At 35.7% G+C, this 13,214-nt stretch carries 11 protein-coding genes and 1 pseudogene; 3 read left to right on the top strand and 9 right to left on the bottom strand.

The window, feature by feature from the left end; all coding sequences use genetic code 11:
* Positions 1–5: 5 nt before the first annotated feature.
* The 3 genes from BK577_RS08910 to BK577_RS08900 form a co-directional block, all read right to left on the bottom strand.
* The gene (locus BK577_RS08910; protein WP_078432566.1) at positions 6–1,907 is read right to left on the bottom strand and encodes an LTA synthase family protein; all 1,902 of its coding nucleotides are present in this window, start codon (positions 1,905–1,907) and stop codon (positions 6–8) included.
* A 346-nt stretch (positions 1,908–2,253) separates the two neighbouring features.
* Positions 2,254–3,210 carry an ROK family glucokinase gene (locus tag BK577_RS08905; protein WP_078433511.1) on the bottom strand — a complete coding sequence of 319 codons (957 nt, stop codon included), beginning with the start codon at positions 3,208–3,210 and terminating at the stop codon, positions 2,254–2,256.
* 98 nt (positions 3,211–3,308) lie between these two features.
* Positions 3,309–3,503, bottom strand: a complete 195-nt coding sequence (locus BK577_RS08900) for a YqgQ family protein (protein WP_078433512.1) — start codon at positions 3,501–3,503, stop codon at positions 3,309–3,311.
* Between the two features lie 332 nt (positions 3,504–3,835).
* On the opposite strand from BK577_RS08900, the gene BK577_RS08895 reads away from it, so the two are divergent.
* A complete protein-coding gene (locus BK577_RS08895) occupies positions 3,836–5,266 on the top strand; it encodes a carbon starvation CstA family protein (RefSeq protein ID WP_078432565.1) in 1,431 nt (476 codons plus the stop codon).
* Between the two features lie 446 nt (positions 5,267–5,712).
* Positions 5,713–6,721, top strand: a pseudogene (locus BK577_RS08890) (IS110 family RNA-guided transposase).
* 159 nt (positions 6,722–6,880) lie between these two features.
* Here the strand turns inward: BK577_RS08890 and BK577_RS08885 are convergent.
* Positions 6,881–7,165 carry a hypothetical protein gene (locus BK577_RS08885; protein WP_078432564.1) on the bottom strand — a complete coding sequence of 95 codons (285 nt, stop codon included), beginning with the start codon at positions 7,163–7,165 and terminating at the stop codon, positions 6,881–6,883.
* Between the two features lie 340 nt (positions 7,166–7,505).
* Positions 7,506–8,969, bottom strand: coding sequence for a spore germination protein (locus BK577_RS08880; protein ID WP_078432563.1), 1,464 nt, complete (start codon positions 8,967–8,969; stop codon positions 7,506–7,508).
* Between the two features lie 150 nt (positions 8,970–9,119).
* Here BK577_RS08880 and BK577_RS08875 point away from each other — a divergent pair, with 150 nt between their 5' ends.
* On the top strand, positions 9,120–9,989 hold the full coding sequence (locus BK577_RS08875; protein ID WP_078432562.1) for a hypothetical protein: 870 nt from the start codon (positions 9,120–9,122) through the stop codon (positions 9,987–9,989).
* Here BK577_RS08875 and BK577_RS08870 read toward each other — a convergent pair.
* From BK577_RS08870 to BK577_RS08860, 4 genes are all read right to left on the bottom strand, one after another.
* A complete protein-coding gene (locus tag BK577_RS08870; protein WP_078432561.1) occupies positions 9,986–11,524 on the bottom strand; it encodes a rhomboid family protein in 1,539 nt (512 codons plus the stop codon). The genes BK577_RS08875 and BK577_RS08870 overlap by 4 nt on opposite strands.
* 124 nt (positions 11,525–11,648) lie before the next feature.
* Positions 11,649–11,816: a hypothetical protein gene (locus tag BK577_RS25940; protein ID WP_169908045.1), complete on the bottom strand. Its 168-nt coding sequence runs from the start codon at positions 11,814–11,816 to the stop codon at positions 11,649–11,651.
* A gap of 55 nt (positions 11,817–11,871) precedes the next feature.
* A complete protein-coding gene (locus BK577_RS08865) occupies positions 11,872–12,648 on the bottom strand; it encodes a DUF92 domain-containing protein (protein ID WP_245823454.1) in 777 nt (258 codons plus the stop codon).
* Positions 12,649–13,206 carry a 5-formyltetrahydrofolate cyclo-ligase gene (locus BK577_RS08860; RefSeq protein ID WP_078432560.1) on the bottom strand — a complete coding sequence of 186 codons (558 nt, stop codon included), beginning with the start codon at positions 13,204–13,206 and terminating at the stop codon, positions 12,649–12,651.
* Between the last annotated feature and the right edge of the window lie 8 nt (positions 13,207–13,214).

Genomic DNA, 13,214 nt, shown 5'->3' with positions numbered 1-13,214 from the left:
AAGTATCATTCCTCTTTAGACTCAGCAGCCTCTGTTTCGCCTACTTCTGTAGCGTTATCTCCGTAAAAACGGAGTAAATCTCCATAAATCACTTCATCAGAATAATTCAACTCTTGTTTTGCTTTTTCCATATATGGTTCACAAACGGATTGATCTGTCGGCTCACCGGTTTCTTTATCATAACAGAAACCTTTCGTGTAAATATTATTCTCTGTGATGAAGCTTCCATCCCTTAGGACCGTAAATGATAATTTATCTTCAGAGAAAACATCTGTACCAAATTGAATTTGATCACTTGCGTCGATACCAAGTAAGCTCATGATTGTTGGACGGATATCAATTTGTCCTGCAACCTTTGTAAAAGTTTGAGGTTCTTTATCAGTAACACCCGGTATATGAACAATAAATGGAACACGTTGTAATTGAATGGACTCAAATGGCGTAATTTCTTTTCCTAAAAATTTCTCCATTGCCACATTGTGATTTTCTGAAATTCCATAATGATCACCATACAAAATGATAATTGAATTTTCATATACATCTGTTTTCTTTAGTTCTTCGAAGAAACGTTTGACAGATTCATCCATATAGCGAACTGTCGGAATATACTGGTTTAATGTTTTACTGTTTGAATCAAATTCGTCAATGAATCGGTCTTCTTCCCCTAATTCAAATGGAAAGTGATTCGTTAGAGTGATTAATCTCGTATAAAATGGTTGTGGTAATTCATCCATGTGCTGAACAGATTGTTCGAAGAAGTCAATATCTTTTAATCCCCAACCAATTGAATTTTCCTCTGTGACTTCATAATCATTCACATCGAAGAAACGATCATATCCGAACGCTTGATACATTAGATCACGATTCCAAAAACTTTTATTGTTTGCATGGAATATCGAAGAGTAATATCCATGTTCTTTTAAAATTTCAGGTGTAGCAGTATACTCGTTATTACTATTTGTGAAGAAGACAGCTCCTCTTCCTAATGGATATAAAGAATTATCCACTAAAAATTCCGAGTCAGATGTCTTACCTTGACCCGTTTGGTGGTAAAAGTTCTCAAAGTAATAGCTTTCGTTGATTAAGTCGTTTAAGAACGGAGTAATCTCTTCTCCATTTAATTGCTCATTAATAACAAAGCTTTGTAAGGATTCAAGTGATAATAATATTACATTTCGGTCTTTTGCAATTCCAAAGAGATCCTCTTGCGGCTCTTTACGATTTGCATTCACATAGTTCTCAATCTCAGTTAAGCTGTCACTATCTGCTAAAGCACGTTGAGCAGACGTTTTAGATTGAAGGACAGCATCATAGATATGGAAGTTAAATACGCTAATATTTTTCACAAGCATTTCGCGGTCAAATGAACGAGTTAAGAGCTGTGGGCGTTCCGCTTCAGCTAATCCTAAATTAAAGAAAAAAACGGATGCAACTAAAAGAAAGTAAGCTGATTTTTCCTTTTTGGTTAAAACCGACAAAGTTCTAAACGCGGGTTTTCTTAATAACCAATATAGAATGACAAGATCAACAAACATTAAAATATCTGTTGGTAAAAATAGGTTTGTAATACTACTTCCTAAATCTCCCATGTTGCTTGTCTGAAATAATACCGGTATTGTTAAGAAATCATTAAAGAATCGATAGAAGACCATATTCGCAAGTAAAAGTACTGTTACAAAGATACTTACTCCAAAGATATATCGGTTTCTATTTTTTTCTTTCAGGAACAACCCAAACCCGAATAGTAATAATAAAAAGCTTAATGGGTTTATAAACAAAATAAACTCTTGTGTGAAATTTTCAATTTTTATATCGAAGCTAGTTTTATAGACAATATACGTTTTTATCCAAAGAAATAATGTTGCTAAGAGTAAAAATGAGATTTTCGAAAAAGATTTCTTGCGCACAGCTACTACCTCCTCATCCCATAGGACAGACACGCTTATCTCTTTTATATTTTCCAATTATTAGGTTAAATGCTACACACTAAAACATATCTTAATACTTTCTTTACAAAAAATCAATGCTTTTTAATATTGTCATTACAATAGCTTGATAGAATTATAATGTTTAGCATATTCTCTATACCCTACTATTAGACGTTTCAAAACCTAAAAAGTTTCGTTTGTATATAAAGTTTAAAGATTCTGAAAAATGAATGTCATAAATTCGCCCTATTCTCTAAAAGGATATGAAGTAATGGAAAAGGAGCATCATGAAACGAAGCTCCTTTTTACTATTACCTATTCACATTTAATTATTTAAAAGTTTGGTTTTTACTAACCATGCTCCACCAATCACACCTGCATCATTTCCAAGTGTTGCCACTGAAATAGAAGCTGCCTGAGCCACACGCGGGAAAGCAAACCGTTTAAAGTAGTGATCCACTTTTGAAATGAGAAGATCTCCTGCTTTAGACACTCCGCCACCAATAACAATCTTTTCTGGATTAAGCCCATTAGAAATATTAGCTAAGACTAGACCAAGTTGGAAAGTAACGTAATCTATTACTTCCTCGGCAAGTGCATCACCTTGCTCAACAGCGTCAAAAACATCTTTTGAGCTTAAATCTGAATTTTTTCTTAAAATACTCACTTCATCTGAAGATTGTAGTTTTTCTTTTGCGATTCTGACTATACCAGTTGCAGAAGCAATTGTCTCAATACAGCCTGTTTTACCACAACCACATAAAGCTCCACCATCAGGAACAACAGTAATATGTCCGATTTCTCCACCTGCACCATTAATGCCGTGTATAACTTCTCCATTGGAGATAAGCCCTCCACCTACACCAGTACCAAGTGTTACACATATTAAATCTTTAGCTCCATCTCCTGCTCCCTTCCACATTTCACCAAGTGCAGCAATATTGGCATCATTGTCTATTACAGCAGGCAACCCTGTTTCCAGTTCAATATGGTCACGAAGGGGGAAATTTTCCCAGCCAAGGTTTGGTGTTTCATAAATGAGACCTTTTTCTAAATTAACCGGACCAGGTGCTCCCATTCCTATTCCACCAAGCTTCGCCTTTGTTAGTCCCATTTGTTCAAGTTTTGTATCGATTGCTTTGGCAATATCTGTAGTAATGGTTTTACCTGTTTTATCAGTTGGAATTTCCCATTTTTCAACAATTTCACCGTAATAATTAATAAATGCCATTTTAATTGTTGTTCCGCCTAAATCAATACCTACTAACCATTGTTCATTCATTTCCATCACCTTTTCCTACTATTATATATAGATCCTCTAGCAAACGTTTTCACATTTCTTTTTGGAATGTTACTCTCATTATAAATGATCTCTTTTTACTACCGTTTCAAGCTTTGGATTTCTTGTCTAAGAAGAAGGATAGCCATTTGGTAAACCTTTGGTTCGATAAGACCAGATTGATACAATTGCTTAACTTCATCCTCCATAAGCTCTAAATCAGCTATACGGTCACCTATGTATATGATCGTGCCGAACTTTTTCAACAGTTGTTGTACATCATAAATGGTATTCACATGATCACCTACTTCAATCTGAAAAATCACTTTTACACTATTAATTTAGTACTACTATAAAGTATAAAGAAAAACAACGAAGCGTCAAGAAAACGTTTAAAAATATACTTGTTAATTGATGAATATATTTTTCTTATTTCCTTTTAATAATATTTCGATATACTAAAGATCTCCACAATCCATAAAAAACCATACTTTCGACATCAATAAAATTAAGTATCTATAAATTTTTCTGAATAATTTATTTTTTCTAAAAAATATATTGAATTTTGATAAATACAAGTTTAAAATAATGTTACCTATTACAACGTGTATCGTGAGGGGGAACACAAATGGCTACATTCCTATTATCAGTAGTATTATTAATTGCAGGATATTTCATATATTCAAAAGTAGTTGAGAGAGTTTTTGGAATAGATGACACCCGGATCACTCCTGCCTTCACAAAAACAGATGGCTTGGATTATATGCCAATGAGCTGGTGGAAGGCTTCCTTGATTCAACTTTTAAATATTGCAGGGCTTGGACCTATCTTCGGAGCCATTATGGGGGCTTTATATGGTCCTGTTGCATTTATTTGGATCGTAATTGGCTGTTTATTTGCAGGTGCTGTCCATGATTATTTTTCCGGGATGCTTTCAATTAAACATGGTGGTGAGCAATATCCCACACTAGTTGGCCGGTATTTAGGAAATACGGTAAAAACGGTTATTAATATTGTTTCAATCATTCTGATGATATTAGTTGCAGCTGCATTTACAGCTGGTCCTGCACAATTGGTTGAACAGCTTACTCCTTTAAGCTATTCATCTTCATTATTGCTTATCTTTGTTTATTTTGTTTTAGCTGCTGTACTTCCAATAAACAAATTGATTGGAAAGATTTATCCTATTTTTGGTTTTATTTTAATTATTATGGCTGTGTCAATTGGCTTTGCCTTATTTTTTATGGATCATTCGATCCCTAATCTTACTTTCGAAAATCTGCATCCTGGAGAAATTCCTGTTTGGCCTCTTTTAATGGTTACAATATCTTGTGGTGCAATATCTGGCTTTCACAGTACACAAAGTCCGATTTTGGCCCGTACACTTAAAAAAGAAAGTGATGGCAGAAGAGTTTTCTTCGGTGCAATGGTTGCTGAAGGAATTATCGCATTAATATGGGCTGCCGCTGGAATGACTTTCTTTGGAGGTACCGACGGGCTTCAAGGAGCACTTGCAGAGGGTGGAACTGCTGGGGTTGTCAATGAAATTAGCAAAACAACGTTAGGACAATTTGGAGGAATATTAGCGATTTTAGGGGTTATCATTTTACCTATTACAACTGGCGATACAGCTTTACGTTCATCACGAATGATGCTTGTCGAATTAGTAAGTAAGTTCGGTAATTTTGATTCAAAAATGAAAACTGTTCTTATGACGATTCCAGTAGTTGTTCCAACTTATTTATTAACACAAATGGATTACACATTTTTATGGCGTTATGTTGGATGGACAAACCAGGTTGTTGCAACAGTTATGTTATGGACAGCAGCCATGTACTTATTGAAAAACGGGAAGTTTCATTGGATATCCACTGTTCCAGCATTCTTTATGACAGCTGTCACAGGATCTTATATCTTTTATGCACCTGAAGGGTTCCAACTTTCTTATCAAACTTCAATGATTTGCGGTGCATTTATCTTTTTAGCTGTATTTATCTGGTTCTTAATCCAGCTGAAACGTCATAAAAATAATCCTATACCTTTTGAAAAAGCAGCTTAAACAAAAGGCAGGCTCATTATAGTTTAACGGGTTCGGTTTTGAAGTACAAACTGCGAATTTGCAATGCTTTTTCCAGTTGAATTATCAGAACACTTTAGCAGTAAAATTAGCACAAAAAAGGCTCGGAGCCATTATGCTCTGAGCTTTCTTTATAGTAGCACGTTATTGAAGATAAGCACCCGTTAGCCATCCATGAAGCGCAAAAATCATCGCTTTACCACAGAGAATGAAAATGGTCACTAACCGTCAATACTGATTCTACGGCTGGGAGAGGAAGGTCGCTGAACTATGGTGCGTTAGAGCCCATCCGTTAGTCTGACTCCACCGACCACGGTGCACCACTGACTGTCACTCCCTTACGGGAAGCACACATGGTAGATTAATCCTAATTCTGGTTGTTGCACCAGCCTCTAATTATAGTGATCGCCGTAGAAAGGATGTTTTCAATGGATGTAGTCATTGAAAGAGCATGCGGTATGGATGTCCATAAGGACAATATTACTGCCTGTGTTATGACAGCTGAAGGAAAGGAGATTCAAACGTTTTCTACTAAAACTGTATTTCTATTACAGTTGGTTAACTGGATTAAACAACATAACTGTACCCATGTCGCAATGGAAAGCACAAGTGTTTATTGGAAACCTATTGTGAATTTACTAAAGGCTGAGGATATTGAATTTCTAGTAGTGAATGCCCAACATATGAAGGCAGTACCTGGACGCAAAACAGATGTGAAAGATGCAGAATGGATTGCCAAACTTCTTCGCCACGGACTACTCAAAGCAAGTTATATTCCAGATCGAAATCAACGTGAACTGCGTGAGCTAGTTCGCTATCGCCGAAGTATTATTGAAGAACGAGCCAGGCAACATAACAGAATCCAGAAGGTGTTAGAAGGTGCAAACATTAAATTGGGATCTGTTGTTTCCGACGTTCTGGGTGTTTCGGCTCGTGATATGCTCGATGCCATAGCTGATGATGAGGAGGATCCTGAAAAACTAGCAAACTTTGCTCGACGCACTATGAAAAAGAAGAAAGAAGAGCTTGAACTCGCCCTAAGAGGCTATATCAATTCACATCAACGTCTCATGTTAAAACGTTCTTGGGCAGGATTAGTTCCTGGGCAAAACGAAAGTGCAGGAAAAAGAAAATCGGCTAAAACTAAAAGATCGGCGTTAACCGAAGCAGCTCATTCAGTTAGAGGATCAAAAAACTATCTCGGAGCACTGTATTGGCGTACAGCATCACGAAAAGGCAAGAATCGTGCTGGTATTGTAGTCGCTCACGCAATGTTACCGTATCTCTTATTATCTCTTAACCCGAAAAGAAATGTATGTAGACTTAGGCGAAGACTACTTTGATAAGCAGAGACAACAATCAATTGTTCGACATTCACTGAGACGACTCGAAAGTTTAGGATACACCGTTACGCTCGAAGAACCTAAAGCTTCTTAATCCAGACCAATTTATTAATTAACATAGATCAATGAAATTGGCGCTCTCCTCTTTTTAAAAAAACGAATGAGCTGCGTCTTCTTCAGTATTGCCTTTTTCAATTTATTACAGAAGTTAATTTTCATGGTAGTTATACATACAGACTTACACAATAAGTCATTATTTCTTACGTTTCCGTTCTAAAAATATGGGTGCTATATTTAGTAAGATAGAAACAATTGTCAAAAACCAAAATGCCCTTGCCATACCAGGTATTACATCCGATAAAGCCGCCCAATCTTCCGCTTTTACCCACCGAGTTAGATAACTGTAATCTGCACAAATTGTTAATGCTGTAAATGATAATGCCATCGCCATAGCGAGCTTATAATCCTTTCCTGCTTTATACATATAAAGATTTATAAAAGTTGTTACTATTGCAATAATCCCAAATATTACCCACATAACTAGACCTCCATATATTTTTATTTATGTCGTGTAATGCTAACCTGCATCGTTAGTTGAATAAGCCTATACACCATTTTAACATAAATATCCAGAAACCTGTTTTCTGTTTTCAACATACCAATTCGCACGCTGACAATAACTTCTGTCACTCTGCAAAAAGGGGGGCGAATTCAAGTGCTAAAACAGCATAGAACGTACATAATTGCCCGCTATATCAACAAAAAGAAGCAGTCCAATTCAGTTACGAATTGGACTGCTAATTAGTGTGCGAATTAAGTTTTTGTACTCGAAAACCGAACCCGTTAATTATAGTTGAGCCTGCCTTTTGATATATAAGTTACCTGTCCGGATCCTGGGGATGCAAGAACGGTGGTCTTCTGTTTTTCAATGGCATTGGTGCGCGAAATAATACATCCCGCATTGCCCGATAGTTAAATGGAATAAATGGATATAAGTAAGGTACATTAAATGATTTCATACGTGAAAGCATAATGATCCACCCTGTAATTCCAACAACAAAACCAATTATACCCAACCAAGCAGTAAAAATTAATAAAATGATTCGATATATTCTATTAGCCAGACCTAACTCATAACTAGGAGTTGCAAATGTACCTATCGCTGCAATGGCCAAATACAGAATAACTTCATTTGTAAGCAACCCTACCTCAACGGCTACTTGACCAACCATTAGGGCTGCCACTAATCCCAATGCAGTAGCTAAGGATGATGGTGTATGTATAGCAGCCATCCTCAGGATATCTATTCCTAATTCAATTAGCAAAAATTGTACAAGTAATGGGACCTGACCCGCATCCTCTATCCCGATATATTTTATATTATCGGGCAATAGTTCCTGATGTTTCGCTAATAAATACCAAAGCGGCAAAATGAAAATTGATGCCCATACGGCAATAAATCGAACAATTCGCAAATAAGCCCCTACTATGGGTTTGTTTCGATATTCCTCAGCATGCTGTAAATGATGCCAGAATGTTGTAGGAGTAATAAGGGCACTTGGTGAACCATCAACAAAAACTATTACATGACCTTCATAAAGATGTGCTGCCGCAGTATCAGGTCTTTCTGTATATCTTACAACAGGATACGGATTTAAATGCCTACCTGAAATAAATTCTTCTATTGTTTTTTCACCCATTGGAAGACCATCTGTGTCAATTGCCTGCAAAGAATTCTTTAAGTCTTCTACATGTGACAAATCTGCGATATCTTCTAAATAACAAACAACCACATCTGTTTTTGATCGTCGTCCCACCTGTAAATATTCCATCCTTAACGACCGGTCTCTTACCCGTCTCCTAGTTAAGGCTGTGTTAAATACAATTGTTTCGACATAACCATCTCTTGATCCGCGGACAACACGTTCCATATCAGGCTCTTGAGGACCTCGTACAGGATATGTACGGGCATCAATTAAGATAATTTGATCGATCCCATCAATAACGAGAGCTGTTGGGCCTGCTAAAACTGTTTGCACAACAGTATTTAAATCATCTGTTTTATCAATTTCAACATAAGGAATATACGTTTTTAGTAATTTTTCAAGTGTATGTTCTTCAATTTGTTCCGGTGTCAGTTCGGATAAATATTTCATTAAGTAATGAAGAATATCATCCTTAACAAACCCATCAACCATGAATAAAGCCATTTCACGCCCGGCATACTCAACATCTAATTGGATCACGTCAAAGCTTTTTTTAACTCCCAGACGTTCGCTTAAATAAGCTGTATTTTCTTGTAAACTTTTTGTCGCTATTTTTTTATCAACTTCATAAGACATTTGTTTACTCCATTTCGTTTCACTATTTGTTACTCATCATTGACGGAAATTTGGTAAAACATACCTGTATATTTTCTTTCCAGCTTGTACTCATATATTCGTACATTTGCACATAAACTTTAGCAACCTGTCTTTCCCGGAGTGATTGAAATGAAGAAAAAATGGATGGTATTGATCCTTCTTGCCTTATGTACATCTATGTTTCTATATTTTTTTAAAGGGCAAAATGCACGTGAGAGTATTATTTTTTTCCCTATAACTGATACAGTTTCATTTACAAAAGCTTCTACTCTATTACAATTTGTTGGCAAGAAAGATGATGATGAGTACATAATCGAGTGGGACGTAACATCGATTACTGATAAACAAGCCTTTCTAAGACAAGACTTATCTCTTCTCTTTTCAGACGGGAAACTTGTAAAAACTCTATCAGAATGGGAAGACCAAAGCCAAAAGCTGGCACAGTTCAATAAAGTAAGCGGAGAAGACAGCAGCCACTACGAAGCGATAAGTTTGCATTACGGTGAAGTTCACTTGAATGAAGATGAAATACGAAGTGTCCAAAAAATGTCCACTGACCATCTGTATGTCATTGATTCAGAATTTACCAAACTCTTTTCATTTAAAACACCTCAAACAGAAGAAGAACAAGAGTGGAAGGATATCCTAGATAAAGTAGCAGAACAACATTTAGAATTTAGCTGGAATGAATTACTTCAACATTTCAAAATTGATATAAATCAATACAGTCCAATTCCCCTTGTTGAGCTTGCTCATTATCAAACTCGTCCATTACCGGGATTTTCTGAAGAAAAAACTCAAGAGATAATTGGTAGTTTGTGGGAAGGTCTATATAAAAATTACTTTTTAGGTCTAAAAACAAAAGAAGGAAAGATCATTGAACCAATTGGTAGTACAATGCCTCTCCTTCTTTTTGCAAAGGATCGTTCTCATTTAATTGTTATCATTCAATCTGAAGATGGAACACCTTTTAAGTTCATTCAAAATATCAACAATTAGCGAGTTAATTCATCTTTCAACGCTTGATATTTTTTATTATCCGGATCATATTTTAATGCTTTTGTGACTTCTTCAATCGCTTGATCAATATTTTGCTGATTAGTGTATAAAAGCGCTAGATTATAATGTGCTTGATGGTAGCTGTCATCAACTGAAATGATACGTTGCAGATAATCGATTGCTTCATCATACTTTTGCAATTGGATGGCTGCTACCGAAGCTAAAAATATGACATCATTTGAGTTATGATCATTAGAAATAGATTTACTAAGGTATCGATAAGCTTCTTCAAACTTCTCATTTTGAATAAGTTCTTGACCTTGTAATGCAATATATTCAGGATATTGCTCCTTTGCTTGGCTCATTCCGTATTGAAACAATCCAAATAAGAGCACAACTGTGCCAACAATCCCAATTAGTCTAATCAACACTTTTTTCTGATGTGGTAGCTGTACAATAAGCGCAGCTAAAAAGCCGCCAATTAATCCTCCAATATGACCAGCATTATCAATATTAGGAATGACAAAGCCTAAGGCTAAATTAATCCCCACAACTATTAATAAGTTAGAGCCCATTGTTCTAAAAAAAACTTTCCGATTGTATACAGCAAGATATAACAAAGCCCCAAAACACCCAAAAATAGCTCCTGAGGCTCCTGCTGATAGAAACGGACTAAATGCAAAGCTGACAATTGAACCTGAAACACCAGCAACTAAATAAATGAACAAGAATTTCCATTTTCCATATGCACGTTCTACAGCTGGTCCTATGTAAAACAAAGCAAAGCTATTCATAAGTAAATGTATAAAACCTATATGTAAGAGAATTGGAGAAACAAAACGCCACCATTCACCTTCATAGATAAGAGGATTAAACTTAGCACCATACTGTATTAATGTTTCAGTATTTGTACTTCCTCCATTAAGCTCTAAAACAAGAAACATAACAATCTGGAGTGCTAAAAAAACGTTAGTGAAGAATGGTTTCCCATTTTGAAATAACTTTCTTTCAGCATCCCTCATTTCTTTCTGATGAGTAATAACCTTTGTTCGTATAGACTGAATATCCTCCGAATTTATCTCTTTATCGTCGAGTATGTTTTCGATGTCTAATTGAATTGACATTGCCTGTTGAATCTTCTCCATGCTTTCTTCAAGATTATCATTTCTTATCATCATGGAAGTAATATCAATATTCCCTTTACGTCCTCCGCTATATCCTTTTACAAAGACCTCAGGATAATCGTCTACCGGAGCTAAAGGTGAAAAGTAAATATTTAAAACTGTTATTGGTCCTCTTACTCCATTTTTTACTAATTGTTCAAATCGCTTTCCCGCTTGTTCAATATCTACTGCAAGTGTATTTCCCCAGTCAACATCAGCTCTTCTTAATCGAATAATAGAATATTGCTTTTTTCGATAAGGCTGCAGGATCATTTCATTTCCATCCTGTGATATTGCTAAAATCGAATAATTTTGGTCAACAACTAATTGTTCAACCAATGACCAATAGACAAAATCCTGTTCAAACGCCATATCATCGCTCCGTTATTTTTTCTTCATTATACCAATTCCCTAATTTGATTAAAAAGAAAACTGCTTCATGTTAATAACATGTAAAAAGCTGACATCTATATAAACGTCAGCTTACAATGAAAACTTAATGAAATGCCCGATTAACAAAGCGATCTCGAATAAAAGGTACTCTCATTGATAAATTAATAAAATATCTTCGCAGCTGCTGGTTACCCAACACAAAATTCACAATGCGGTATCGATAGCGATAAATCGCAAATGAACCAGCTAAAAGCACAATTAATCGTCTCATCTTCATCCCTCCTATTTATATCTTTAGTAGGAGATGCAATTTTTATCCTTTTTATCTATAGAATAAGTAAGGATAAACATGTTGAAAAGACAATGGATAAGACATTGACCGCATCATTATCCAAAAAAGAAAATGTACTTGTTTTACGTCCAAGTTGTTGACAATGTATTTTCTTTTCAGTTACTTTATGGCAAACTCTACAGATATATTTAACCTGAACGGTTTGACCTAATATCGTATCAATAATATTTCCTAGGAAACCAAATAAACAAATAACTAAAAGGTTCTTGATTGATAAGTCAAACAATAAAACCGCTATCGCACCGATTAAACACGAGCCAACTAACGCTGCACATGTACCTAATAATGAAACAGCACCTGACGTACCGCGTTCCACTTTCCTACATGTTAATAACATTCGAGGTTGACCTTTGCTTAATGTTCCTATTTCTGATGCCCAAGTATCTGAATTAGCCGCAGCTAATGAAATACTGAATAACACTGTATAAATAATAAAGTTACTAGGATCAAATATTGAAATCATCGCTATAAAAGCAGGAACTCCGCCATTTGCAAAAACTTGAATAATATCCCGCTCATTATGTTTTTTTACCATATCATGTAAAGAGTCTTTTTGTTTTGATTTTATTTTCCCCCACATATTAGATGTGACAAAGAAACACCCTAGCAAAAGGATACCCTTCCATGAAAAGCCAACATAAATGGCTGAGCCAACAATCATCGCTCCAATCATCCCACTTTTTGTTAAGGTTTTTGATTTCCATGCAGCAACCGACAGAAAAATAATAAAAAGGATACCCAGCACCATCATTTACTTTTCTACTCCTAGTTCTGTAATTATTCCATCGACAGGTACATCGTGTAATTCTCTTGGTAAACGTTTAAATAGTTGACAGGAAAATGCCAATGAAATAGTATCACCATGATATTTCTCTAAGTAACGATCATAATAACCGCCGCCAAATCCAATACGATATCCTTCTTGATCAAAGCATAGACCTGGAACAATCATGAGATCAATCTCTTTAGGCTCAACAGGTATCGTTTTGCTTACAATTGGCTCCCTTAATCCAAAAAACACTGTCTCTAATTGATAAAATGATTCAATTCTGCGAAATGTCATTGTATTTGATTTTGGATCGCACTTAGGAATTACAACATTTTTCCTTTCTTTCCAGGCTTCTTCAATAATGTTTTTTGTATCAACTTCTCTTCCTCGAGAAATTGTTAAAGCAACCGTTTTTGCCTTGTTCCATTTGCTAGATGTAAATAAGTGTCTATGTATGTCCGCACAGCCTTTTATGAAAGTATCAGAATGTAATTCCTCTAATTGTTTTTTAACCATTTCTCTTAATTGGCTCTTTTCCAATTGAGGAG

The organism is Metabacillus halosaccharovorans (genome assembly GCF_002019635.1).
GTDB classification, from domain to species: domain Bacteria; phylum Bacillota; class Bacilli; order Bacillales; family Bacillaceae; genus Metabacillus; species Metabacillus halosaccharovorans.
This window is presented reverse-complemented; position numbering and strand designations above follow the sequence as displayed.